Below are 24188 nucleotides of genomic sequence, written 5' to 3' on the forward strand. Positions count from 1 at the left end.
CCGGCTCAGTTCTCGAGCCACCCGTGGTGGTCGGCGAATTCGGTGAGGCGCTCGCGGATGGTGATGATCTCCGCGGCGGTGAGGGCGGGGCTGGCGTCGAGCAGCAGCTCGGTGATCAGCCGTTTGTGCTCGGCGGCGGTGAGTGGTCCGGTGCCGCGGCCGCGGTGGCGGGGCGGGGCCGGTGCGCCGCCGACGGCGGTGAGGTTGATCGCTTTGGGGCCTCGGTCCCCCTCGGTGACCTCGAATTCGAATACCCGTCCCTGACGTAGTTCGTCCTCGTCCAGGCCGATATCGTTCACGTGAACGAATACGTCGGGACCGCCGTCTTCGGGACGGATGAATCCGAACCCCCGAGAACTGTCGAAGGACACCAATTTCCCGATCGACACCTACACCTGCTCCTCTTGCCGTGCGTGTTCGGTCACTCTATAGGTGCGTCGGAGTGGTTGTCGGTGGAAAGAGCCTTTTGCAGTGAGTTGAATACTGTGAGGCCCTGGCCGACCATTCCGTTGACGAGTTCGCCGACGCCGTCGGGGCCGTTGAGGACGGTGAGGTTGGCGTTGGACAGGCCCTGTGCGGCCTGTTTGACGATTTCGGGGAGTTGTTCGATCAGCAACTGGTCCAACGCGATTCGGTTGTTGGAGGCGGCGGCTTCGGCTTGGATGCGGGTGCGGTCGGCTTCGGCTTGAGCGAGGACGCGGACGCGTTCGGCCTCGGCTTCTGCGGGTTTGACGACTTCGGCCTGGAGTTGCTGTTCGCGCAGCTGGGCTTCCTTGCGGGCGCGTTCGGCCTGTGCGGTGAGTACTTCCTGGAGGGCGATGGCTTCGGCGAGTGGGCCGGCCTGGCTGGCTTCGGCGCGGGCCTTGTCGATGTCGCGCTGGTATTCGGCCTGCAGGATTTCGGTTTGGCGCTGGTATTCGGCGCGTTTGCGCAGTGATTCCTGTTCGGCTTCGGCGGCGGCCTGCGAGGCGGCGGCCTGGGCGATCTGCGCGTCGCGCTGGACGGCGGCGTTGTGCGGGGCGGCCAGGGCGGTGATGTAGCCGAGTCCGCCGTCGTCGATGGATTGGATCTGGAAGGAGTCGACCCACAGGCCGATATTGCTCATTTCGACTTTGGAGGCGACGAGGACCTCGTCGGCGAGTTTCTGGCGTTCGCGGATGATCTCCTCGACGGTCATGGAGCCGACGATGGAGCGCAGGTGGCCGGAGAAGATGCGGCCGGTGAGCACCGACATCTCGCGTTCCTGTTCGGACAGGAAGCGCTGGGCGGCGTTGACGACCGACTGGGTGTCGTTGGCGACTTTGAACGCGATCACGGCGCGGACGTCGAGCTGGATGGCCTGGCGGGTGACGCAGCGTTCCTGGATCTCGGATTCGAACATGGCAAGGGACAGGTAGCTGACCTTGCGGAAGAACGGCATCACCCAGGCGCCGTGGCCGGTGATGACGCGAAACGGGGCATTGTCCTTGACGCGGCCGCCGCTGATCAGCATGGCTTCGTCGGGATCGGGCACGTGATAGCCCAGCACTGGTGTCTCCCTTGTTATTTCGGTATTTCCCCACCCGGTCCGAGGTCGAGTGGGATCCACGGGACGACATCGACGATCCGGCCGGGATTGACCTGAACGACCAGGACGGTGGTGCCGGTGTCCAGGGCTTCGGTGGATCGCGCGATGTACAGCTCCGTGCCCCCTCTGATCGCGACCAGGACCTCCCCGAGCATGCCTGCGCCCCGGATCGGCGTTGTGAGCTTACCGGTCGAACCCAGTACCGGGTCGTCCATGTGGGGAACTCCTTGGCGGACAACGTATGAACGGTGAGATCCCAATGTAGTTCGGTGCCGGATGGGGGTTCGGCGGCTGAGCCGAGATAACGATGACTCCGGGCAAAACGGTCACATATATCTCGAGGTTTCAATATGGCCTCCGCTGGGAAAGGGGGCTGGCCAACAGATCCGGCACCTGGCAGGCTGAAGCGGTGACCCCTCCTCCGGATATGCCGGCGACGGCGTCGGATCCCGCATCCGACAAACTCGACGCGGCGGTGTTCAAGGTGGCCGGCGTGGTCGTGCTCGGCGCGATCATGTCGATCTTGGACGTGACCGTCGTGACCGTCGCCCTGCCGACGTTCCAACACGAATTCGACACCAGTTACGCCGTCGCGGCCTGGACCATGACCGGCTACACGCTGGCCCTGGCCAGCGTCATCCCGCTGACGGGCTGGGCCGCCGACCGGTTCGGCACCAAACGCCTCTACGTCTTGGCGTTGACCTTCTTCGTCATCGGTTCGGTGCTGTGCTCCACGGCGTGGAATATCGAATCCCTGATCGGCTTCCGCGTGCTGCAGGGCCTGGGCGGCGGCATGTTGATGCCGCTGAGCATGACGATCATGACCCATGCTGCCGGTCCGCAACGGATCGGGCGGGTGATGGCGGTTCTCGGCGTGCCGATGTTGCTGGGACCTATCCTGGGCCCGATTCTCGGCGGCTGGCTGATCGGCAGTTTCAGCTGGCATTGGATCTTCCTGATCAACCTGCCGGTCGGCATCGTCGCGCTGATCCTGGCGGTGGTGGTGCTGCCCTCGGACAGACCCGAGCCGACCCAATCCTTCGATTTCCTCGGTATGCTGCTGGCCTCACCCGGTCTGGCGCTGTTCCTGTTCGGTGTGTCCTCGATTCCCGAACAGCACACGGTGGCCTCGGCGCGGGTACTGGTTCCGGCCGCGATCGGCCTGGCGCTGATGGCGGGCTTCGTATTCCACGCGCTGCGGACCGAACATCCGCTCATCGATCTGCATCTGTTCCGCAACCGGCAATTGACGTTCGCGGTGCTGACGGCGGTGTTCTTCGCGGTCGCGTTCTTCGGATCCGGTCTGTTGCTGCCCAGTTATCTGCAGCAGGTGCAGGGTAAATCGACGTTGGTGACCGGATTGCTCATCGCCCCACAGGGGTTGGGCGCGATGATCACCATGCCGATCGGCGGCAAGCTGGTCGACAAGATCGGGCCGGGCAAGGTCGTGATGACGGGCCTGTCGGTGATCGCGCTGAGCCTGGTGTTCTTCACGCAGCTGTCCGCGGACACCTCGATACCGCTGATGTGTGTGGCGTTGTTCGTGATGGGCCTGGGCATGGGCTGCACGATGATGCCGACCATGACCGCGGCGATCCAGACGTTGACCCACTCCCAGGTGGCGCGTGGTTCGACCTTGATGAACATCGTCAACCAGGCCGCCGGGTCGATCGGTACCGCGATCATGTCGGTGCTGTTGACGAACATGCTGGAGAATCGCCCGCTGGCCCAGGCCGCCATCGGGTCGCAGTTCGATCCGACCATCGTGCAGAAGCTGCCGCCCGGTGCGCTCGACACCGGTTTCGATCAGGCCGCCACCGCCTACGGCCACACCTACATCGTGGCGCTGGTGCTGGTGCTGGTGACGTTGATTCCGGCGGCGTTCCTGCCGCGTACCAAACCGAAGCTGCCCGAAGGGGCCGACGCACCGGTTCTGATGGGGCACTGAACCTGTCGGTTTCGGTTGCGCACTCAGTGCAACCGTGCATCGAATGCCGTTCGGGCAGGCTGTTTCCGGCCGCTGCCCGGGCGGCATTCGCCGTTTTCGAGGGCGTGACGCATCGATCGCTGGTGAATTGCTGGCGATAATCGTGTGACAGTTTCGTCACTTTCGGTGAGCCACCGGCGATTCGAGTTGTACGTTTGAATTCCCAGTTCAAATGCATCGAGGAGCAGGTGATCGAAAGGGGAGGTCATGTCGCTGCGCAGAAGTTTGCTGGGATCTCGAACGACGCCGGTGAAGGAGTCCGTCGAACCTGTCGGGACGTCGTTGCCCCCCGAAACCTTGACGACCGGCGGCCTGCTGCTCACCGGTGCCGGATTGGCGTTGATCGGCCCCCTGGTCGCGGCGTTGTTGATCCGGGCCAGCGGGGCGGGCCGCACCGACGCCGCCGCGACGACCCCCCTGGTGCTGGCCGCGCTCGCCGTTGTCGTGGCGATGGCGACGGGCGTGGCGCTGTTCGTCTCCGCGTGGCGGCAGGCGCGGACGCCGCGGCGCGCGCGGGGGTTGACGGTGACCGCGGCGAAGTCGCTACCACGCTCGGGTATCGGCGGTGGCCGATGAGTATCACCGACTTCGAACTCGGTATCGCCGAAGGCGATCGGATGCGGCCGGAGCGCGGCCCGCGCTGCCGGCTGGTGCAGCAATTGGCCGTCATCGAGGACGAGTCCCGCTGCCAGGCCGCGACCGCGGTGTTGCTGGAGCGGGCCTACCGGCGATGGTCGGGCCACGCGGATTGTGAGCACTTCCCGCCGCTGCAACGCTGGCGGGCGGTCGAATCCGGATATCTCGACGGGGCCGAACAGTTGCCCGCCGCGTTCATCTCGGCGGCAGTGGCCGGACACCGTGCGCCGGTGCCCGATCTGGCGGCCGGGTTGCAGGCCGTGGTGGTGCTGCATTCCGGATGTCCGGCGGTGGTGCAGGAGACACGGCTGCCCGGCCGCGATGCCGGTGCGCTGTCGGATGACGCCCGGCACACCGTGCTGATCTCGATCTACGGGTTGCGCGAAGACGATATGACCCTCGCCGAGAGTGTGCTGACCGGATGTGTGCGGCTGGGCGCATTGCACCTGGTCGAACGGTTCTCGCGCTGGCTGCCCGCGCGGGCGGCGGCGGGTCTTCCACCCGCCGCCGATCCGGTCCCGGCCCGGTTCAGCTCGCCGGCGTCGGTTCCGGCGCAGGAGCCGCTTGCGGCTTGCGGCGGCGCAGCAGTACCAGTCCCAGTGCGGCTGCGGCGAGGCTGAAGCCGGCGCTGATCCACGACCCGTAGGACATGGCGGCGGTGAACGCCGATTTCGCCGGTTCGCCGAAGCCGAGCGCGAAGGCGCTGCCGATGTTGTCGCGGGCGGCAGCGGGAATGTCGGCGGGCATGTGCGAGGTGAACACCCCCGCCAGGACGCTGCCCAGGACCGCGATGCTGATCGCCATCCCGACCTGCTGGATGGTGTCGTTCATCGCCGAACCCACACCGGCGTGCTCGAGCGGGATCGCGCTCATGATCGCGGCGTAGGCCGCGGGCCCGGCGAGACCACCGCCGACACCCATCACCAGCATCGCCGCCAGGACCCAGGCGTAGCTGTCGGCGTTGGCGAGGGTCGCGAACGCCGCGGCCATCACGGTCAGACCGCTGACGATCAGGGTCTTGTTGCTCAGGGTTTTGCCGAGGGTCGCGCCCAGTCCGTTGCACACCGCGGCGGCCACCGCATAGGGCAGCAGCGCGAGTCCGGCCTTCATCGGGCTGTAGCCGAGAACGAACTGCAGGTACTGGGTCAGCATCAGCATGACCGCTCCCATGCCGAACACCATCAGCAGCAGGGTCAGGCAGGTGCCGGTGAAATCGCGGTTGCGGAAGATCGCCAACGGCAGCATCGGATGCGGGGACCGGTACTCCCAGTACATGAATCCGGCGGCCGCCAGGACGGCGAGGACGATGACCGGGATATTCCATTCGCGTTCGATGATCACGTACACCGTCGCGGTCAGTGCCACGATCGACAGCGCCACCCCGACGAGGTCGACCGGGCGTTGCTGACCGAAGGTTTCCGGCATCAACACCACCGCGGCGATGATCGCGATGATCGCGACGGGGATGTTGAGCAGGAAGACCGAGCCCCACCAGAAGTGCTGCAGCAGAAAACCGCCCAGGGTGGGGCCGAGGACGATGCCGACCATCGACACCGTCGACCAGCCGGCCATGGCCTTGCGGCGTTCGTCCTCGTCGAATGTCGTCATCAGGATCGACAGGGTCGAGGGCATCAGCAGTGATCCGCCGACGCCCATGGCGGCGCGGGCGGCGATGACCTGCCACGGTTCGGTGGCCAGCACCGCCAGCAGGGAGGCGGCGCCGAAGACGGCCAGGCCGGTGATGAGCATGCGGCGGCGGCCGAATCGGTCGGACAGGCTGCCGGCGGTGAGGAGCAGGCCCGCGAAGACCAGGACGTAGGCGTCGAGGATCCATTGGATATCGGATGGGCTCGCGCCCAGCCCGCGGATCAGGGACGGGATGGCCAGATTGAGGACGGTGCCGTCGATCATCAGCACCAGCAGGGATAGGCAGAGGACGCCCAGGATCCACCAGCGTCGGGGATCGCGAGCGGTCGGCTCGGCGGATTCTCGTACAGTGTTCGATTCCACTGGAGCAGCGTACGATAATCTCGAACAGTGTGCGAGGGAATTACAGTGAGGCCGTGACCAAACCGTTCAGCTCGGTGTGGACCCGCCCGATCCGCCCGCCCCGCAGTTCGGGGCTCACGCGCGATCAGATCGTCGCGGCCACCGTGGAACTACTCGACGCCAACGGCCTCGAGGCACTGAGTATGCGCAAACTCGGCGCCCGCCTGAACGCCGGCGCGACCTCGATCTACTGGTACGTGGCCAACAAGGACGAACTGCTCGAGCTGGCACTCGACGAAGTGTGGGGCCTGGTGGAGGTCCCCGAGCCCGAAGGCGAGGACTGGCGGGCGGTCCTCACGACCTTCGCCTACAGTCTGCGCGTCACCCTGCGATCGCACGCTTGGGCGGCGACCCTGCTGGGACAGCTGCCCAGCGTCGGGCCCCGCGCCTTCGCCTTGACCGACCGGCTGCGACGCACCTTCCTGCAGGCCGGATTCGAGGGCACCGACGTCTACCTGGCGACCAGCCTGCTGATGAGTTTCGTCCTGGGACAGGTACTTCCGGAGATCAGCTTCCGCAAGGCCAGCGGCGGTGCCGAAGTCGACCACGACTCGATGCTCGCCTCGATGGACCAACTGGCCGCGGACTATCCGCAATTGCGTGACGACTACCGCCACGCCCTGCCCAACGATCCGGAGGTGGCCCGTGCGCTGGCCTTCGATTTCGGGCTGGTCAGTGTTCTCGACGGGCTCGCGGCGCGATTGGGGGTGCCGACCGTCGCCGGCCTCGGCCCGGACGCGCGTCCGGAACCGGAGGCGGTATCACCCGGCGAGGCTCACCGGCGCACGCGATAACGCAGGTGGGTGACGCGGGTGCCCTGGACGACGACCGGGTCCTCGAGCAGATGTGGCTGCGCACCGAGCCCGGCGAACAGCGGTGTACCCGCACCCAGCAGCACCGGAATCAGATCGACCCAGATCTCGTCGAGCAGCCCGGCCTCGAGGGCCTGAGAGGCGATGGTTCCACCGTTGAGGCCGACCGCTTTCGAACCGGCCAGCGCCGCCGCTCGCTCGATCGCCGCCGGTACGCCGTCGGTGACGAAGGTGAACGGGGCCTCGGGATGAGCGTCGATCCACTGCCGCGGAACGCGGTGGGTGACAACGACTATCGGCCGATCGAAGGGATGGATACCACCCCAGCCGTCGGTGAGATCGAACAGCCGCCGCCCCACCACGAAGACGCCCACCGCGTCGAGGTAGGCGCTGACGTGGGCGTGGTCGGTCGCGCTCAGGTGGAACGGCACTTCCGGATGCGTGCTGGGCACACTGTGGTCGCCGGCCTCGTACCAGGCGAACAGGTGCTCGAACCCCGACTCGTCCGGCCCGGCGATATAACCGTCCAGCGACATACTCGCACCGCACACCACTGTCGTCATCGCTCGCGCTCCTTCGTTCGTGGCGCCGTGGGCCGATCCGACGCGCTCACCGGAACAGACGACCGCCGGGTCCGGGAATCATCGGTGCGGCTGCTCGCGATACATCGCGCGATAGGCGCCGATCACCGCGACCAGGTGATCGACGACCTGATCGCGATCGGCGCGCAGCGAACCGTTGAGCCAGGCCGCGAACAGTCCCGCGTTGCCGGAGGCCATCGTCACCGCGGCCATCCGCCGGCGCATCGGATCCTCGATATCGGTGAACAGGTGGTCCTGGATCAGGCGGGTGAAGGTGGGCATCACCGAGATCGTGGTCTGGCCCAGCCCGGTGCTGGAATACGGTTCGACCAGGAACAGGCGTGATTTGCGCGGGTCGGCCAGCACCTTGTCGACCAGGACAGCGGCCAGCTCCCGGTCGCGCGCGGGGTCGGCGGCGGCGGCGAAGGCGGTCATCGGTTCGCGGAAGTCGTCGGCGACCAGCCGGTAGAGGGCATCGAGCAGATCGTCGCGGCCGGTGAAGCTCTCGTAGAAATAGCGGTCGGTCAGCCCCGCCCGGCGGCAGACCGCGCGCATCGTGACGGCGCCGGCGCCGGCCTCGCCGATCAGATCCAGTGCGGCCTCCAGCAACGCGGTCCGGCGGGCTTCGCGGCGCTCGGTGAGCGTGGTCCCGCCCCAGATTCGGGTGTCGTTGTCGGTGGAGTCCTGACCTGTCTGCACTCGCCCGAGCCTAACGGTTGTTCTCCCGCGCCCGGCAGTGCCCGACCACCGCCGGTGCCGGGCGCGCACCGGGCGCGGGTGGTGGTTCGTGGCCGGTCAGCCCAGGATTTCGTCCACGTAGCACCAGCGCCAGGTTTCGCCGGGTTCGACACTGCGCATTACCGGGTGGGCGGTGCTGTGGAAGTGCTTGGTGGCGTGGTTGCCCACCGAGGAATCGCAGCAGGCGATATGCCCACAGGTCAGGCACATGCGCAGATGGACCCACATCAACCCCTCGGCGAGGCACTCGGTACAGGCGTCGGGATGGTCGGGCACGCGGGTGTGCGGTGCCTCGAGCAGATGTTCGCAGCCGCCGGAGACCGGCGCGGCGAGCAGACCGGAGGCTTCGTCGTCGTCGGCTTCGCCGATCCGGTCGATGGTGGACTCCTCGAGGTCGATGGCGGTCATCACCTGTTCGAGGACCTCGTGGTCGATCCCGCCGGCGTCGCGGGCCCGCAGGACCGCCTCGCGTTCGGCGTGCAACATGACCAGGCGCAGGCGCCGGTATTCACCGCTGGGGGTGATGCGCAGCGATTCCGCGCGGCCCAGTTGCTCCCATGCGGCGTGGCTGCGGCGGGCCACCCGGTCGCGCAGGCTCGCCACGACCTCCGGCGGGGTTTCCGGGGCGACGGCCGAGTCGAGCGCTTCGAGTCCGGCGCTGGTGGCCTGCTGTAGCAGCGCTGCTTCCTGCAGTGCGTCCTCGGCGCGGCTGGGACCGCGAAGTTGCAGCACCCGCACCAGTGCGGGCAGTGAGATGCCCTGCAGTAGCAGGGTGCCGCCGACCACTACGAGGGCCAGCAGTTTCAGCGTCGCCAATTGCGGGGTGTCGTCGGGCAGCAGGGTCGCCGCGGCGAGGGTGACGACCCCGCGCATACCGGCCCACGACACCACGGCCGGACCGGTCCAGGTGGGGCGCGGCTTGCCGCGCGGGCGGCTTTCGACGAACCAGGAGAAATAGGTCGCGGGGAACACCCAGATCGGGCGGACCACGACGACGGTGAGCAGGACCGCCACCGCGGTGACCACGATGGTGGTGTGGTCGAGTCCGCTGTTCCAGGCGTCGTCGACGATATGGCGTACCTGCAGGCCGATGAGCAGGAATACCGCGCTCTCCAACAGGAATTGGATGGTCCGCCAGTTGGTGCGCTCGGCCACCCGCGACGCGGCCGACTGCCAGACCGGGGCGCCCTGGCCGAGGATCAATCCGCACACCACCACCGCGATCACGCCGGACGCGTGCACGGCCTCGGCCGGCAGATAGGCCGCGAACGGCGCCAGCAGTGACACGCCGGTGTCGAGGACCGGGTCGGTGATGCGGCGGCGCAGCAACACCAGAACGGCCGCGGCCACGATGCCGATCACCGCGCCGCCGGCGGCGGCGTAGACGAATTCGCCACCGGCCTGCCAGACGCTGAAGCTGCCGGCCAGTGCGGCGATCGCGGTCCGCAGTGACACCAGTGCGGTGGCGTCGTTGAACAGTGATTCGCCTTCGAGCAGTGTGACGATGCGCCGTGGCATCCCGACCCGGCGGGCGACCGCGGTCGCGGCCACCGCGTCCGGGGGCGCGACGACCGCGCCGAGTGCGACGGCCGCGGCGAACGGCACCGGGAGCAACTGCCACACCACCAGCGCGACTGCGAAGGTCGTGGCCAGTACCAGCCCGACCGACAGCAGGGCGATCGAGAGCTTCTTCGGTTTGAACTCCAGCAGGGAGGTGCTGATCGCGGCGGTGTAGAGCAGCGGTGGCAGCAGACCCAGCAGGACCCATTCCGGGTCGATGTCGATCTGCGGGACGAACGGCAGATAGGAGGCGATGACGCCGGCCACGGTGAGCAGCAGCGGTTCGGCCATGCCGATGCGGCGGGCCAGCGCTGCGAGCGCGACCGCGACAGCCAGCAGCGCTACGACCCCGAACGCGATATGCACCCGCTCATCGTGCCAGCTCCGCCCGGTTCCGCTCGAATCCGGGCGAATCCGGCGAGCAGCGGCCGGGCGGCGAGCAGCGGCCGGGATCCGCATACTGGGACACGATGAATGCGGTGCGGGACAGGTTGTCGAGGCCGGTCGTGGGTGGCCATCCCCGGCGTGCGGAACTGCTGCTGTGTGTCGCGGCGGTTGCCGTGGTGGGGATCGCGGCATGGAACATGTCCGCGGCGGCCGGTGGTGAGGACGGTAGTTCGCTGCGGTGGTCGCTGCTGGTGTTCGCGGGGTTGACGCTGGTGGCGCACGTGTCGGTGCGGATGTTCGCGGCGCGCGCGGATCCGGTGATCCTGCCGTGTGTGGTGGTGCTCAACGGGCTCGGGCTGGTGCTCATCGATCGGCTCGACCGCGCGCAGGCGGCGGCCGCGGCCGCGGCGGGGCAGCCTGCGCCGTCATCGGATGCCGCGCATCAGATGATCTGGACCGCGGCCGGTGTGGCGTTGTTCGCGCTGGTGCTGATCATCGTGCGTGATCACGCCCGACCGGCGCGCTACGCCTACACCTGCGGGCTGGCCGGTGTGGTGCTGCTGCTGATCCCGGCCGTGCTGCCGTCGCGTTTCAGCGAGGTCAACGGCGGTAAGAGCTGGATTCTGCTGTCCGGGTTCTCGATTCAGCCCGGGGAGTTCGCGAAGGTGTTGTTGCTGATCTTCGTGGCCGGATATCTGGTGGCGAATCGGGATCTCTTCGGTGCCGCCGGCACACGGGTGCTGGGGTTCACGGTGCCGCGGCTGCGGGATCTGGGGCCACTGCTGGTGGTGACATTCGTATCGGTGCTCGTGCTGGTGTACGAGAAGAATCTGGGGTTCTCGCTGCTGGTGTTCGGCACGGTGCTGGCGATGGTGTACATCGCGACCGGGCGGGCGTCGTGGTTGCTGATCGGGGTGGCGATGTTCGCGGTGGGTGCGGTCATCGCCTATCGGTTGTTCTCCCATGTGCGGGTGCGAGTGCGGGTCTGGGAGGACCCGATGGCGACCTACTACACCAACGGATTTCAGATCGCGCAGGGCCTGTTCGGGCTGGGTACCGGGGGACTGTGGGGTACCGGACTGGGTGCGGGCCGCCCGCAGGAGGTGCCGTTCGCCAAAACCGATTTCATCATCAGCACCATCGGGGAGGAGTTGGGGCTGTTCGGGTTGACAGCGGTGATCCTGTTGTTCGGTGTGATCACCGTGCGCGGGTTCGCGGCGGCGCTGGCCACCCGCGACGCATTCGGCAAACTGCTCGGGGGCGGGCTGGCGTTCTCTGTGGGCTGGCAGCTGTTCGTGGTGGTCGGCGGGGTGACCAAACTGATTCCGCTGACGGGTTTGACCACGCCGTTCATGTCCTACGGCGGATCGTCGCTGCTGGCCAACTATGTGATCGTGGCGTTGCTGATCCGGATCTCCCACGACGGCCGGGTCCGCGCGGCACCCGCCGCACCGCCGCCGGCTCCGATCGCGGAGGCGGCGACCGAGCATATTCGGCGGCCCGGCACGGCCTGATCGCCGAAGCCGGTGGGCGGCATCCGGATCCGGGGCCGCCCGCCGGTGTCAGTCCCGCGGCGCGGGCGCGGCGCCGATCAGGTTCTCCGGCGGTTGCCCGGACAGGAAACGCTGGATCTGGGTCGCGGCGACCGCATAGGCGCGGGCGGTGCTGTGGCTGCTGGTGCCGGCGGTGTGCGGGGTGAGGAACAATCCCGGCGCACCCCACAGCCGATGATGTCGGGGTAGCGGTTCGGGGTCGGTGACATCGACGGCGGCGCGCAGGCGGTGAGTGTGCAGCTCGGCGACCAGCGCGTCGGTATCGACCACCGGCCCGCGCGAGACGTTGACCAGGATGGCGCCGTCGGGCAGCCGGGCCAGCATGGTCGCGTCCATCAGCGCGCGGGTGGCCGCGGTCAACGGCACCGCCAGCACCACGACGTCATGGCGTGGCAACAGTGCGGGCAGTTCGGCGACCGCGTGCACACCCGGGCGGGGCGTGCTCGCCACCACGGTCACCGGGGTCGAGAACGGTGCCAGTACGGCGGTCACGGCGCGGGCCAGATCGCCGGCGCCGACGATCAGCACTCGTTTTCCGTAGAGGGTGTCGGTGTCGTGGGTGGCCCAGCGGCGTTCCTGGCGGGCGCGGGCGAAGGCCGGAAAATCGCGGTACAGGGCGATCAGTGCACCCAGCACCCATTCGGCGACACCGGTCCCGTGGGCGCCGCGCGCGGTGGACAACTGCACCCCGCCCGGCAGGCGCCCGATCCAGCGGTCGGCGCCCGAGGTGAGCAGTTGCACCAGCCGCAGGTCCGGCAGCCGGTGGGCCAGAGCGACGGTGTCGGCGCCGGCGCGGACGTCGGGAATGAGTACATGGGCGGATTCCGCGCCGGGGGGCAGGGCGTCGTCGTGGCGGTAGTGCACGGTGGTGACACCGTCGAGATGTGCCAGGGCCGACATCCCGATTTGGTGTGGAACCAGCACCGTTACCGCCATATCGTGTCACGGTAGTCAGCGGGGTCGCCGCCGGTCGGCGTTTCCTGGGCGGGGGCGGTGTGCGGGCGGTGGCCGGGCAGTGCCCGGGCCGCTCAGATCTCCGGCGCGGCCGAACTTTCCAGCGGAAATCCGGCGTCGCGCCAGGCGAGCAGGCCGCCGGTGACACTGTAGGCGTCGAATCCGGCGCGGGCCGCGGTCGCCGCGAACCGGCGCGACAGATCACCGACCGGGCAGACGAAAACCACAGGGCGGGAACGGGAGAACGGCATGCCGTGGGCCAACATGTCGTCGAGTTGGTCGTCGCGGATATTGATCGCGCCGGGGATGTGCCCGATGCGGTAGGCCATGGCGCCGCGGGTGTCGACGATGGTGGGACGTGCGGTAGCGTCCAGATCGCGCAGTTGCTCGGGCGACAGCTGCGCGACCGCGTCGAGTTCGGCGGTGCCGGGCGGTGTGGCGGCGGAGGTGGTGCGGCCGAACAGATCCGGGCGTCGCTTCTTGATGTAGGACAGATACGGTTCGATGCGGTCGCACACGATGAGCACCGCCACCGTGGGGGTCTGTTCGGGCGGCTGTGCGCGCAGGACCTCGAGGGTCGCGGCGTAGGCGGCGCCGCTGGTCGGTCCGGCCATGATGCCGTAGCCGGTGGCCAGTTCGACGGTGGCGTCGATGGCGCGGGCCGAGTCGATGGTCACGATCCGGTCGTAGAACTCGGGCTGGAACAGTCCCACATCCCACATCTCGGCCTCCGACCGGATGCCGGGGATGAAATCCGAACGCTGCGACACGACCGCGATGGTGCGGAGTTCGGGATGGTGTTTGCGCAGATAGGTGGCGGTTCCGCGGGTCGAGCCGGTGGTGCCGAGGCCGCCGATGAGGTAGTCGGCGTGCAGTCCGGCCGCGGTCAGATCGTCGTGGATCTCCCGCCCGGTGCCGTGATAGTGGGCCTCGATGTTCTTCTCGTTGGTGTACTGCGACAGATGATGGTAGGCGCCGGGGTTTTTCGCCATCGTGGTCTCGATGACGGAGTACACGTCGTTGGGGGTGGTGGGGTCCGGGCATTCCGAGAGCCCGGGCATTTCCTCGATCCGGGTGCCGAACAGTTGCAGCAGATCGCGAACTTCGTCGACTTTGATCCTGTTGGTGACCGCGTGCAGTCCGATACCGCGCTGGGCGCCCAGTATCCGTAATGCCTTGGCGGTGTTGCCGCTGGAGGCTTCGATGAGTGTTTGCCCGGCCGCGGCGATGTCGTCGATATCGTCGCGGATCATGCCCCAGGCGACGCGATCTTTCACCGAGCCGAAGGGATTGCAGTACTCGAGTTTGGCGTACAGCTCGACACCGGGCAGTGCGTGCACCGCGGGATCCAGGCGCAGCAGCGGGGTATTGCCGATGAGGTCGGTGATGTGGTCGTAGCGCATCACGACCACCCCGCCGTCGCGGTCTCGTGGACCGGCTCGGCCGGTGCGGGCCGGTAGTCGGCGTCGGCGGCGAGGTGGAACCCGTCGCGATGGTCGACGGCCAGTTTCGGTGGCAGCGGATGCATGGATGCGCGCGCTGCCGACAAATCCATGTGGTAGGCGCCGGTGTTGGGGAATACCAGCACGTCACCGGGCTGCGGCAGCCGCGGCAACCACACCTTGTGGTTGCTGACCAGATCGCGTTCCAGGCACAGATGTCCGGCGATGTACACCCCGGCCGGGCCGGTGGCGGCGTGATCGATATCGCCGGTGCCGGGGCCGGGCAGTAGCAGCGGATCCACCATCACCTCCTGGTCGGCGGGAGTGACGGTGTCACGCCCGATGTCGACGGTCACCACGGTGCTGCCGTCGGCGGTCCGTTTGACGAATTCCACGCCCGCCACGGTGATCCCGGCATGGTCGAGCAGCGCTTTGCCGGGTTCGCACCACAATTCGAGCAGGTTGTCGGCCAGCACCCGGGCCACGGTCTGCCCGCCGTGCGCGGGTAGCGGTGTCTCGAGCAACTCGGCGAGCATGTGCGCCGCCGGCACGGTGTTGGCGTATTTGTGGAATACGGGGATGCCGTGGGCGCCGGTGTCGTCGAGTTGGTAGCCGAAGGTGTTGGCGCCCCAGCTCATCGGTTCGCCGTGGCCGAGCAGTGACTGCCGCAGGGTGCGGGTGTAGTGGTCGAAACGGTCGGGGTCGGCGGTGAAGACCTGCCGGAATCCGCCGCCGATATCGATCACGGTGGGGGCCAGGCCGTGTGTGTGCGCGTGTTCGATCCAGCCCAGGCATGCCTGCACGGCGCGAACGCGCTCACCGACCTCGCCGGAATCGAGGTGGAAGGCGAATCCGCGCAACCGGATCCGGTCGCGATGGTCGGCGAGCAGCGCCAGCAGCCCGTCGACCTCGCCGGGGGCGATACCGAATCGGCTGACCGGGCTGCGTCCGTCGGGGCCGGGGAATCCGGTCAGGCGCAGCAGTACCGGCACGGGGGTGGCGGGGTCGGCGCGGGCGGTGAGTTCGCGCAGCTCCCACGAATTGTCGACGTTGACGGTGACCCCGGTTCCGGTGATGGCGGCGAGCAGCCGCCGTCCTTTCGGTCCGGTCACCTCGATATCTGCCACATCGAAGCCTGCTTGGCGGGCGGCGGCGAGCTCTTGTGCGGAGGCGACGTCGACGGCGATGCCGGCCCGATGGGCGGTGGCCAGTATCGCGCGCGAGTGATTCACCTTGTGCGCGTAGCAGATTCGGTGCGCGAGGCGGTGCTGTCGTAGCACCGCCCGCAACCGGGTCAGATTGTCCAGGTAGACCTGCGGAAACAGCAGGTGCACGGGGGTGCCGTAGCGGGTCAGGGCGGTGCCGAGCGCATCGGGGGTGTCGAGGTAGGCGCGTACGAGAGGATGGAGCAGTGCCGGTAGGGCGGGTGGTGTGCTCATCCGGCGGTGTCCGGGGCCGCGAGGGTGGGGTTGTAGCCGCTGTCGCGCAAGGCTTCGAAGGCGCGGTGCCGGTTGCGGGCGCTGCGGAATTCGGCTCGTACGCGTTTGCTGATCAGGTCGATCTCGTGCACGGTGATCAGCATCGATTCCAGCACGCCGCCGATGGTGCGCACGCAATGTTTGCAGTTCATGTCCGGCACATAGAACAGGTGCTCGGCCGGGCCGCTGAATTCGGTGGCCGCGTCGGTGGATTCGACGATCTCGATCTCGCCGACGGTGCGGGTGAACAGGTCCACGAACCGGTCGACGACCTGCGACAGCAGGCTGTAGTGGGCACCGTCGATGTGATGGGGCATCGCGGCCAGGCACGCGGGCCGCGCACCGGCGGGCAGCAGGGCGTACTGGCGTGAGATCAGATCGAGTTCGTCGTGGTAGCGGGCGATGGCGGCTTCGACCGGCAGTCCTTCCTCGGTGGTGGCGCGCGTCATCACGGTGCGTGCGTCGCGCAGCGTGGCGTCCTTCATCGCGCGCAGCGTGGTGACGGTGTCGGCGGTGTAGCGGACGGTGCCGTCGGGTTGGGTGTCGAAGGCGGCCGCGATCATGCCGCGCCGGTAGGTGGAGGCTTGCTGTTCCCAGTACCAGCGGGTGGCGACGGCGGCGAAGATTCCCGAATCGCGCAGGCCCGCGGCGAATTCGGCAGGTGTGCGATACGGGGTGGTGTCGGCCAGCAGGGCATGTTGGGCCAGGGCGCGCCCGGTGGCCTCGATGCCGACGCGGAAGATGTCGATCGGATCGTGATCGGTGGTGGTGGCGGACAGGATCGCGTGGTCGTGGGCGGTGAGCGCCGCGATGCGCTGTGCCAGGCCGGCGTCGGCGTGCAGGCTGTGCCACAGCGCGAGCACGGTTTCGCGGACCGCGACCGGCACGATCGGGCCCAGGCCGGCGCGGTGGAAGTGGCCGGTGTTGGGGATGCCGTCGCTGTCGGTCCACACGACGCGGTGGGTGGCGCTGGTGACCTGATCGGCGCGGCAGGGCCGCATGAACGCCTCCAGATACAGCCGTTGCGACACCGTGAGCCGGCTGCCGGGTTCGGGCCGCAGTGCGGTGCGGGTGACCGCGATCGTGCGTGGTCCGGTGGTGGCGGTGGTGGCGAACAGGCCGGGGTGGGCGAGTTCGGCGAGAATCCTTGCCGCGCCGCGGCGATCGTAATCGGCGGCGGCCGGTTCGCCGGTGACCGCGGGGATGTTGGTGACCGCGGGGATGTTGGTGACCGCGGGGATGTCGGGGGCCGCGGGGGTGTCGGGGGCTGCGGGGATGTCGCGGCGTGTGGTCATCGGACCTCCGTGGCGAGGGTGGAGAGGCAGTCGAGGAACCGGTCGACCTCCTCGGTCGTGGTGTAGATGTGGGTGCTTACTCGTACCGAATCGGCTTCGGCGGCAACGATATCGATGTCGCCGGGTGGTGTCGCGGTGTCGGCGGGGACACAGTGCGCGCCGGTGCGGACGAGGAAACCCAGTTCCGACAGCACGAAACCCAGGTCGGTGGCGGTGATCCCGTCGAGGGTGAACGACACGATGCCGTAGCCGATATCGCACGGTGCGTGCGCGGGCCCGGGCAGCAACCGCAGCCCCGGCAGGGCGCGCATACCGTCGACGAGGCGGCGGGTGAGTACGCGATTGTGTTCGGCGATGGTGTCGACACCGAGGGCGTCGAGCACACCCACGGCGGCGCCGAGCGCCAGAATTCCGGGAATGTTGTGGGTGCCGCCTTCGAGCCGGTCCGGCATCCGCATCGGCAGCAATGTCGAATCCCGCACGCGCACACCCGAATTGCCGCCCGGCAGGAAGGGGGTGAGCTGGTCGTGGAGGCGGCTGTGACAGAACAGCACACCGGTCCCCGGCGCCCCGAACATCTTGTGCGCCGACACCACCGCGAAGTCGGCGCCGAGTTCGCCGACGTCGATCGGGATGTGGCCGGCGCTCTGGCTGCAGTCGAAGCACACCACCACCCGCGGGTCGAGGCGGTCACGCACTTCCTCGAGGGTGTTGAGGGCGCCGAACACGTGATGGATGTGGCTGAGGGTCAACAGCCGGGTCCGGGGCCCGGCTTTGGCGGCGATGTCGTCGACGTCGGCCTCTCCCAGCGCGGTGGTGCGGTAGGGGACGAGCCGGATCCGGCGGCCGAAATGGGCCAGGGTGGCCCGCAGTTGCAGCCAGGGATAGACGTTGGAGGCGTGATCGCGGGGGCTGTAGAGGATTTCGTCGCCGTCGTCGAGGGCGGTCAGAGCCCAGGCCAGGGCGACGGCGTTGAGCCCGGCGGTCGCGCCCGCGGTGAACACCACCTCGTGGGGCCGGGCGCCGAGGAAGCGGGCGGTGTCGGCGCGTACCTGTTCGACCTCGCGGGCGAGCCGGGTGGCCCACGGGTAGGTGCCGCGACCGGAATTGGCGGTGTGGCGGCGGTGGTAGCCGTCGACGGCTTCGATGACCGGCAGCGGTTTCTGGGTGGTGGCGGCGCTGTCGAGATAGACCGGGCCGTTGTCGGTGAGCGCGGGGAACAGCGCGCGGATCGAGTCCGTCGACGGTGCGGCAGAAGCGGAATGCGCCGTCGGCGGCACTGCGGCGGCGGCCGGGCGGGCGGGATCGGACGTTGGCGACCGCAACGTGACGCTCCCTTCGGCTCGTACGCTGGCGACCGTATCCACGATACCCATTGTTGCGGAATCTCTCGGAGCCGGTCGCGGACAACACATTTCGCCGGTCACGTGTCCAGCTGTGCGGGGGTTGCGGCCGGAGCGGGCCGAAGTGGCGATCAGTTGCCGGGGGTGTCGGGTCCGCCCGGGTTGCACATCGCCTCGACCGTGGCCTGATAGCCGACCGCCGGCCGCCAGGGTTCGAGGTTCCACGCGGGCTTGTTCGGTGCGACCAGCCGCGCCCACACCCAGTGGCAGGTGAACTGGTCGTACATCCCGGGCGAATCGGCATCGGGGGCATCGGCGACGATTTCGGCCCACGCCCGATCCTGTGCCGCCGGGAACTGATCGGCGCGACCGGCCGCGGTCGGGTAGACGTGCAAGCGGCGGCCGTCGGAATCGTCGGACCACACGGTGTGGTCGATCAGCGGACTGTCTGCGTAGGGGTCCGTGGCGGGTTCGGTGGTGGGCGATTCGGTGGCGTACGGGCGCGGCGGGGGCGCGGACGCCGACGCCGGCGTGGTGCTCGCGCCGGCCGTGCTGGTGGCCACGGATTCGCTGGGGGCCGTGGCCGTCTCGGTGTCGCTGCCGCAACCGGCGGCGAGCAGGGCGAACAGGGCCGCGGCGGCCGCCGTCAGGCGGTGCCCGCGACCGGATGCTCGCTGTGGCGCCACACTCACCCGGCGTCCCCTTCGGCGTCTCGATCGACAGTGGCGCTCACGCTACTCGCCGTGGCGTGCCACGCGGGAACCGCCGGGCGCGATACCCGTCCTGCCCGGATCGCGCCGCAATCGACGTAGACTAGTGCGGGTGGCCGCACAGTTGACCAAGGGACAGGTGGACCGGCTGACCCACGACGATGTCGTCGTCTCCGTCCGCCACAGCGAACCCGTCGATGTTTCGGCGCTGCTGCTGAATTCGGCCGGCAAGGTCCGTAACGAATCCGATCTGATCTTCTACAACCAGTCCGCCGCGCACGGGGTGCGTCTGGCGTCGGGGCGTCCGGAGTTGTCGATCGGATTGCGTTCGCTGCCATCGGATGTCGAGCACGTGCGGATCGTGGCGTCGCTGGCCGATCAGGAGGACCGCTTCGGCGGCTATCCGCCGCTGCAGCTCACCGTGGCCGATCAGGCGGGAAATGCGATGTACGAGTACACCGTCGACGGTCTGGACACCGAGCCCGCGGTCATCGTGGCCGACCTGGATCGGGTGGGCAGCAGCTGGCAGGTGCGTCCGCTCGGGCACGGATTCGCGGCCGGATTCGCGGCGCTGGTGACCGCGCACGGGGTCAATGTGGGCGCCGCCGCCGACGAGCTGCCCTATCGGGGTCCCGCGGTGCTGGCGCCCGGCCAGGAGGTGTCGCTCAGCCAGATCCGCAAGGGTGAGCTGTCGATGGTGAAGATGGGCGTCGGCTGGGACCCGATGAAGGTGCACGGCCCGCGCGGGCTGCGCGCCCTCGAGATCGACCTGGACGCCTCGGCGCTGCTGTTCGTCGGGCAGACCCTCGTCGATGTCGCGTTCTATCAGCAGTTGTCCTCTCGTGACGGCGCGGTGCGTCACTCCGGGGACAACCTGACCGGTGACGGCAAGGGCGACGACGAGGTCATCACGGTCGATCTGGCGCGGCTGCCGCAGCAGGTGTCGGCGGTGGTGTTCGTGGTGACCTCCTACGCGGGCCACACTTTCGAGCGCATCCGCAACGGCTACTGGCGGATGGTCGACGGCTCCACGACCGCCGAGCTCGCGCGCGGCAATCTGCGCGGTGGCGGCGCGCATACCGGCATGGTGGTGGCCAAGGTGTATCGCGACGGCACCGCCTGGCGGGTCGCCTCCATCGGCACCCCGATTCAGGCCGGTCATCCGGTGGAGGCGGTACCACTGGTCGCGCCGGAGCTGTGAGCGAGCGGTTTGCCAGGGCTGGTGTGTGCGGCCCGGCAACCCTACTATGACCTCTCGCGGGACCGGCCCGCTGCCAAGCGGGAGCCGGTCCGGCACCATCGACCTCGATGGTGCCGGTACCCGTCGGCCGTGCCCGTGGTGCGGCCGTGACGGGTGTTGAGGAGAGTGGACCGTAGGGGCGAGATGACAGCACCGGCAGTGAAATGTCTTGTCTGGGAAGTGGACAACACCGTATGGGACGGCGTGGTCTGCGATTCGACCAGTGGTGCGTTGCGCTCGGACGCGGTGCGGGCGCTGCACACCCTGAGTGCCAGGGGGGTGATGCACGCGGTGGCCAGTCGCGGTGAATGGTCGTGGACGACCGACAAATTGGAGCGCCACGGCTTGCACGGGGTATTCGCTGCCGTGGAGGTCGGGTGGGGACGCAAATCCTCGGCGATCACCCGGATCGCGGCACAGTTGCGGATAGAGCTGGACGCGATCGGCTACATCGATGCCGAGGCCATGGAACGCAGCGAGGTCGCGCACGCGTTACCGCAGGTTCGCTGTTATGCGGGCCGGCACGTGGATGTGCTTGCCGCGCTGCAGGAGTTCCGGGCGCCACTCACCGCGGCCCCGCCGCCGACCTCACCGATGGGTTTCGCCCACATCAGCGCCAACTGATTCCGGCCGCCGTGCGATCGTGGTCGCGGCGGCGGCCGGAATCGGGACAGCGTCGGGCGGTCAGGCGGTGCCGCACGTAATGTCGACGATCGGCAGTACCAGCGCCGCCGGCGCCGAGGCCGGCACCGCCGGATGCCGCGGTGCGACGGGGGACAGGCGACGGTAGGGGCTGCCCTGATCGGGGCGGGTGTCGCGCTCACCCTTGTTCGGCCACATCGAGGCGGCGCGTTCGGCCTGCGCGGTGATGGTGAGCGAGGGGTTCACACCCAGGTTGGCCGAGACCGCGGCGCCGTCGACGACGCTGAGGGTCGGGTAGCCGTAGACGCGATGATAAGGGTCGATGACACCGTGGTCGGGGTCGGCGCCGATCACCGCACCGCCGAGGAAGTGCGCGGTCAGCGGGATGTTGAACACCTCGCCCCAGGTGCCGCCGGCCACGCCGCCGATCTTGTCCGCGACCCGGCGGGTGACATCGTTGCCGGCGGGGATCCACGTCGGATTCGGTTCGCCGTGACCCTGTTTGGACGACAGCTTGCGCCCGAAGACACCGCGTTTGGTGTAGGTGGTGATGGAATTGTCCAGATGCTGCATCACCAGCGAGATCACTGTGCGTTCGCTCCAATTGCGCACGCTGAGCATCCGCACCAGCCGCACCGGATGCCGGAGCACCTCGAGCAGGAACCGCAGCCAGCGCGGAACGCGGCCGCCGCCGTCGACCATGAGTGTCTGCAGCAGCCCCATCGAATTGGAGCCCTTGCCGTAGCGCACCGGTTCGATGTGGGTGTCGGGGGTGGGGTGGATCGAGGAGGTGATCGCGACACCGCGGGTGAAGTCGCGGCCGGGTTCGAGCTTGGGGGTCGCCGCACCCAGGATTGATTCGGAGTTGGTGCGGGTCAGCTCGCCCAGCCGCGGCGACAGCTTCGGCAGAATCGCCTTGTCGCGCATATCGAACAGCAGTTTCTGGGTGCCGCGAGTTCCGGCCGCCAGCACGACATGGGCAGCCGTGTAGGTGGCCGGTGACCTGCGCAGGACAGCGCCGGTGCGGCGGGTGTCGACCTGCCAGCTGCCGTCGGGCTGAGGCCGCACCGCGGTCACCGTGGTCATCGGCAGCACCTGGGCGCCGGCCTGCTCGGCCAGGTACAGGTAGTTCTTCACCAGGGTGTTCTTGGCGCCGTGGCGGCAGCCGGTCATGCACTCGCCGCATTCCAGGCAGCCGGTGCGGCGCGGCCCGACCCCGCCGAAGTACGGGTCCTCGACGGTCTTTCCGGCCTCGCCGAAGAAGACGCCGACCGGTGTCTGCACGAACGTGTCACCGACCCCCATATCGTCGGCGACCTGTTTGAACACCTCGTCGGCGGGGGTGATGTGCGGATTGCGCACCACACCCAGCATCTTGCTCGCCTGCTCGTAGTAGGGGCCGAGTTCGGCGTGCCAGTCGGTGATGTCGCGCCATTGCTTGTCTGCGAAGAACGGCGCCGGCGGCACGTAGAGGGTGTTGGCGTAGTTGAGGGAGCCGCCGCCCACCCCGGCGCCGCCGAGGATCAGCACATCGCGCAGCAGGTGGATGCGCTGGATGCCGTAGCAGCCCAGCGCGGGCGCCCACAGGAATTTGCGCAGATCCCAGCTGGTGTCGGGCAGCTCGTCGTCGGCGAAGCGGCGGCCGGCCTCGAGGATGCCGACGCGGTAGCCCTTCTCGACCAGGCGTAGCGCGGTGACGCTGCCGCCGAATCCGGAGCCGACGATCAGGACGTCGAAATCGGTGTCGCGCCCGCTCATCGGTGGCTCCCGCGCGGATCCGGGCCGTGGTGCACGGCGAGCCCGGTGAAGGGCTGGGCGGGATAACTCATCGAGCCTCCTGAAGTGTGTGTCGCCGGTGACGGGGGTCAACGCTACTCCCGAGTACGTTAAGTGTGTCGTCCGGTACCCGTAATCGTTTCCGGCCTTTTCACCTGCGCCGAAGCCCGGATTCGCGGAATTTATTCGTACAGATCGGCGATCGCTGCTGTAAGCACTGCTCTCTATATGGCAGGCTGAAGAGATGAGCACCCCACGATCCCGCGCTCGCGCTCGCACGATGGAGGAAATCGTGCGCATCGGTCGCGACCATCTGGCCGTGCACGGCGCGGCGGCGCTGTCACTGCGAGCGGTCGCCCGTGATCTCGGCGTGGTGTCCTCGGCGGTGTACCGCTACGTCAGCAGTCGCGACGAACTACTGACCATGCTCGTCGTCGACGGGTACACCGAACTGGCCGACGTCGTCGACGCGGCGCTGGACGCCGCGCCCGACGATGCCGCCACCCGGTGGCGGGTGCTCGCACACGCCGTGCGCGACTGGGCACTGGCCGAACCGGCCCGCTACGGCCTGCTGTTCGGTACCCCGGTTCCCGGCTACGACGCCCCGGCGCAGGAGACCACCGTGCCCGGGACCAGGGTGATCGCCGCCCTGCTGCAGGTCGTCGAAACCGCCTGCCGCACGGGCGAAATCGCCGCTCCGGACCCGGTGCCGGAGGTGCCCGAACGACTGGCTGCCGACATCGTCCGCATTCGCGACGAATTCGACCTGCGCATCCCCGACTGGGCGATGGTGCGGACGCTGACCGCGTGGACGGGGCTGTTCGGCGCGGTGAGCTTCGACGTCTTCGATATGTACGGCGCCCAGACCTTCGCCGACCGTTCACAGGTTTTCGACATTCACCTGGACAATCTGGGCGCGATCCTCGGATTCCGTGCCACACCGGTGAACTGGACGCGCGGCGGGTAGGCATTCGCGACCGTCATCGTGCACGATGTCACAACCCGATGAAGCTTCTTCTCAGCTTTCCCATACCCGGGAATGAAAGACTGAACGGCGACATGAACGACGAAACCGAACCGATTCCGGTGGTGGATCCCCGCGGCGGCAACGGCTCAGCGCGACGCGCGCGACCCGACGACGAGTCGCCGAAGGATCGGTCCGGCCGGTCGTCTCGCGCGGTACGGGCGGGCACACCGCCGTGGAGCCGGGGCATCGCCAATGGTTCCGAGGAGCAGGGCGGGGCCGCTCGGCGCTCGGCGGCGTCCGCGCAAGGCCGTGCCGCCGCGGAATCCGGCGAACATCGCCGTGGGTCGTCCTCGCGCAACGGCGAATCCGAGCGTGCCGGCAGCGACTGGCCGCGCCGGTCGGGCAGTCGCGCGGACGCCGATGCCGCCGACGGGTCGAGCATCCCGCCACCGAACCGGCGCGCGCGCCGGG

General features: G+C 68.4%; 22 protein-coding genes. 8 read left to right on the top strand and 14 right to left on the bottom strand.

Annotation, left to right across the window (positions count from 1 at the left end; translation table 11 throughout):
• Positions 1–5 precede the first annotated feature (5 nt).
• From LKD76_RS15970 to LKD76_RS15980, 3 genes are read right to left on the bottom strand one after another with little or no spacing between them, the layout of a single operon-like run.
• Positions 6–389, bottom strand: coding sequence for a cold-shock protein (locus LKD76_RS15970; protein WP_227982119.1), 384 nt, complete (start codon positions 387–389; stop codon positions 6–8).
• 32 nt (positions 390–421) lie between these two features.
• Entirely contained in the window at positions 422–1528 is a 1107-nt protein-coding gene (locus tag LKD76_RS15975; protein ID WP_227982120.1) for an SPFH domain-containing protein, read from the bottom strand.
• A 14-nt stretch (positions 1529–1542) separates the two neighbouring features.
• Positions 1543–1782, bottom strand: coding sequence for an NfeD C-terminal domain-containing protein (locus LKD76_RS15980; RefSeq protein WP_227982121.1), 240 nt, complete (start codon positions 1780–1782; stop codon positions 1543–1545).
• Positions 1783–1994: 212 nt separating this feature from the next.
• Between LKD76_RS15980 and LKD76_RS15985 the strand changes: the two genes are divergently transcribed.
• The 3 genes from LKD76_RS15985 to LKD76_RS15995 all read left to right on the top strand — a co-directional run bounded on the left by LKD76_RS15985 (position 1995) and on the right by LKD76_RS15995 (position 4810).
• On the top strand, positions 1995–3515 hold the full coding sequence (locus LKD76_RS15985) for a DHA2 family efflux MFS transporter permease subunit (RefSeq protein ID WP_227985261.1): 1521 nt from the start codon (positions 1995–1997) through the stop codon (positions 3513–3515).
• A gap of 246 nt (positions 3516–3761) precedes the next feature.
• A complete protein-coding gene (locus LKD76_RS15990) occupies positions 3762–4130 on the top strand; it encodes a hypothetical protein (protein ID WP_227982122.1) in 369 nt (122 codons plus the stop codon).
• Positions 4127–4810 carry a hypothetical protein gene (locus tag LKD76_RS15995; RefSeq protein WP_227982123.1) on the top strand — a complete coding sequence of 228 codons (684 nt, stop codon included), beginning with the start codon at positions 4127–4129 and terminating at the stop codon, positions 4808–4810. The genes LKD76_RS15990 and LKD76_RS15995 overlap by 4 nt, the downstream gene beginning before the upstream one ends.
• On the opposite strand, the gene LKD76_RS16000 is transcribed toward LKD76_RS15995, so the two are convergent.
• Positions 4719–6200: an MFS transporter gene (locus LKD76_RS16000; RefSeq protein ID WP_227982124.1), complete on the bottom strand. Its 1482-nt coding sequence runs from the start codon at positions 6198–6200 to the stop codon at positions 4719–4721. The genes LKD76_RS15995 and LKD76_RS16000 overlap by 92 nt on opposite strands.
• A 53-nt stretch (positions 6201–6253) precedes the next feature.
• Between LKD76_RS16000 and LKD76_RS16005 the strand changes: the two genes are divergently transcribed.
• Positions 6254–7033 carry a TetR/AcrR family transcriptional regulator gene (locus LKD76_RS16005; RefSeq protein WP_227982125.1) on the top strand — a complete coding sequence of 260 codons (780 nt, stop codon included), beginning with the start codon at positions 6254–6256 and terminating at the stop codon, positions 7031–7033.
• On the opposite strand, the gene LKD76_RS16010 is transcribed toward LKD76_RS16005, so the two are convergent.
• From LKD76_RS16010 to LKD76_RS16020, 3 genes are all read right to left on the bottom strand, one after another.
• Complete coding sequence (locus LKD76_RS16010; protein WP_227982126.1) at positions 7015–7614, bottom strand: dihydrofolate reductase family protein; 600 nt, start codon at positions 7612–7614, stop codon at positions 7015–7017. The genes LKD76_RS16005 and LKD76_RS16010 overlap by 19 nt on opposite strands.
• A gap of 78 nt (positions 7615–7692) precedes the next feature.
• Entirely contained in the window at positions 7693–8331 is a 639-nt protein-coding gene (locus tag LKD76_RS16015; protein ID WP_227982127.1) for a TetR/AcrR family transcriptional regulator, read from the bottom strand.
• 96 nt (positions 8332–8427) lie between these two features.
• Entirely contained in the window at positions 8428–10296 is a 1869-nt protein-coding gene (locus LKD76_RS16020; RefSeq protein ID WP_227982128.1) for a Na+/H+ antiporter, read from the bottom strand.
• Positions 10297–10400: 104 nt separating this feature from the next.
• Here LKD76_RS16020 and LKD76_RS16025 point away from each other — a divergent pair, with 104 nt between their 5' ends.
• Positions 10401–11831, top strand: coding sequence for an FtsW/RodA/SpoVE family cell cycle protein (locus LKD76_RS16025; RefSeq protein WP_227982129.1), 1431 nt, complete (start codon positions 10401–10403; stop codon positions 11829–11831).
• A 48-nt stretch (positions 11832–11879) separates the two neighbouring features.
• Here the strand turns inward: LKD76_RS16025 and LKD76_RS16030 are convergent, their stop codons facing one another.
• The 6 genes from LKD76_RS16030 to LKD76_RS16055 form a co-directional block, all read right to left on the bottom strand.
• Complete coding sequence (locus LKD76_RS16030) at positions 11880–12806, bottom strand: 2-hydroxyacid dehydrogenase (protein WP_227982130.1); 927 nt, start codon at positions 12804–12806, stop codon at positions 11880–11882.
• A 92-nt stretch (positions 12807–12898) separates the two neighbouring features.
• Positions 12899–14227, bottom strand: a complete 1329-nt coding sequence (locus LKD76_RS16035; protein ID WP_227982131.1) for a pyridoxal-phosphate dependent enzyme — start codon at positions 14225–14227, stop codon at positions 12899–12901.
• Complete coding sequence (locus LKD76_RS16040; protein ID WP_227982132.1) at positions 14227–15705, bottom strand: type III PLP-dependent enzyme domain-containing protein; 1479 nt, start codon at positions 15703–15705, stop codon at positions 14227–14229. Before LKD76_RS16040 ends, LKD76_RS16035 begins: the two co-directional genes overlap by 1 nt.
• A complete protein-coding gene (locus LKD76_RS16045; RefSeq protein ID WP_227982133.1) occupies positions 15702–17039 on the bottom strand; it encodes a heavy-metal-associated domain-containing protein in 1338 nt (445 codons plus the stop codon). The genes LKD76_RS16040 and LKD76_RS16045 overlap by 4 nt, the downstream gene beginning before the upstream one ends.
• Positions 17036–18364 (bottom strand): aminotransferase class V-fold PLP-dependent enzyme, encoded by a 1329-nt coding sequence (locus tag LKD76_RS16050; RefSeq protein WP_227982134.1) that lies wholly within the window; start codon positions 18362–18364, stop codon positions 17036–17038. Before LKD76_RS16050 ends, LKD76_RS16045 begins: the two co-directional genes overlap by 4 nt.
• A gap of 149 nt (positions 18365–18513) precedes the next feature.
• Positions 18514–19074 carry a DUF2599 domain-containing protein gene (locus LKD76_RS16055; RefSeq protein ID WP_227982135.1) on the bottom strand — a complete coding sequence of 187 codons (561 nt, stop codon included), beginning with the start codon at positions 19072–19074 and terminating at the stop codon, positions 18514–18516.
• Positions 19075–19204: 130 nt separating this feature from the next.
• On the opposite strand from LKD76_RS16055, the gene LKD76_RS16060 reads away from it, so the two are divergent.
• Together LKD76_RS16060 and LKD76_RS16065 are read left to right on the top strand one after the other, a co-directional pair.
• The gene (locus LKD76_RS16060) at positions 19205–20293 is read left to right on the top strand and encodes a TerD family protein (protein WP_227982136.1); all 1089 of its coding nucleotides are present in this window, start codon (positions 19205–19207) and stop codon (positions 20291–20293) included.
• A 219-nt stretch (positions 20294–20512) separates the two neighbouring features.
• Complete coding sequence (locus LKD76_RS16065; protein ID WP_227982137.1) at positions 20513–20956, top strand: HAD family hydrolase; 444 nt, start codon at positions 20513–20515, stop codon at positions 20954–20956.
• Between the two features lie 60 nt (positions 20957–21016).
• On the opposite strand, the gene LKD76_RS16070 is transcribed toward LKD76_RS16065, so the two are convergent.
• A complete protein-coding gene (locus LKD76_RS16070; RefSeq protein ID WP_227982138.1) occupies positions 21017–22732 on the bottom strand; it encodes a GMC oxidoreductase in 1716 nt (571 codons plus the stop codon).
• A 262-nt stretch (positions 22733–22994) separates the two neighbouring features.
• Between LKD76_RS16070 and LKD76_RS16075 the strand changes: the two genes are divergently transcribed.
• Positions 22995–23717 carry a TetR/AcrR family transcriptional regulator gene (locus tag LKD76_RS16075; protein ID WP_227982139.1) on the top strand — a complete coding sequence of 241 codons (723 nt, stop codon included), beginning with the start codon at positions 22995–22997 and terminating at the stop codon, positions 23715–23717.
• The last annotated feature ends 471 nt before the right edge of the window (positions 23718–24188 follow it).

This window comes from Nocardia spumae (genome assembly GCF_020733635.1).
Classification (GTDB): domain Bacteria; phylum Actinomycetota; class Actinomycetes; order Mycobacteriales; family Mycobacteriaceae; genus Nocardia; species Nocardia spumae.

What these genes read in the sequence shown, in the direction of transcription:
- LKD76_RS16010 (WP_227982126.1), bottom strand. Translation starts at nt 7,614, where the DNA reads ATGACGACAGTGGTGTGCGGTGCGAGTATGTCGCTGGACGGTTATATC.
- LKD76_RS16040 (WP_227982132.1), bottom strand. Translation starts at nt 15,705, where the DNA reads ATGAGCACACCACCCGCCCTACCGGCACTGCTCCATCCTCTCGTACGC.
- LKD76_RS16075 (WP_227982139.1), top strand. Translation starts at nt 22,995, where the DNA reads ATGAGCACCCCACGATCCCGCGCTCGCGCTCGCACGATGGAGGAAATC.
- LKD76_RS15980 (WP_227982121.1), bottom strand. Translation starts at nt 1,782, where the DNA reads ATGGACGACCCGGTACTGGGTTCGACCGGTAAGCTCACAACGCCGATC.
- LKD76_RS16025 (WP_227982129.1), top strand. Translation starts at nt 10,401, where the DNA reads ATGAATGCGGTGCGGGACAGGTTGTCGAGGCCGGTCGTGGGTGGCCAT.
- LKD76_RS16045 (WP_227982133.1), bottom strand. Translation starts at nt 17,039, where the DNA reads ATGACCACACGCCGCGACATCCCCGCAGCCCCCGACACCCCCGCGGCC.
- LKD76_RS15985 (WP_227985261.1), top strand. Translation starts at nt 1,995, where the DNA reads ATGCCGGCGACGGCGTCGGATCCCGCATCCGACAAACTCGACGCGGCG.
- LKD76_RS16030 (WP_227982130.1), bottom strand. Translation starts at nt 12,806, where the DNA reads ATGGCGGTAACGGTGCTGGTTCCACACCAAATCGGGATGTCGGCCCTG.
- LKD76_RS15995 (WP_227982123.1), top strand. Translation starts at nt 4,127, where the DNA reads ATGAGTATCACCGACTTCGAACTCGGTATCGCCGAAGGCGATCGGATG.
- LKD76_RS15990 (WP_227982122.1), top strand. Translation starts at nt 3,762, where the DNA reads ATGTCGCTGCGCAGAAGTTTGCTGGGATCTCGAACGACGCCGGTGAAG.
- LKD76_RS16035 (WP_227982131.1), bottom strand. Translation starts at nt 14,227, where the DNA reads ATGCGCTACGACCACATCACCGACCTCATCGGCAATACCCCGCTGCTG.
- LKD76_RS16070 (WP_227982138.1), bottom strand. Translation starts at nt 22,732, where the DNA reads ATGAGCGGGCGCGACACCGATTTCGACGTCCTGATCGTCGGCTCCGGA.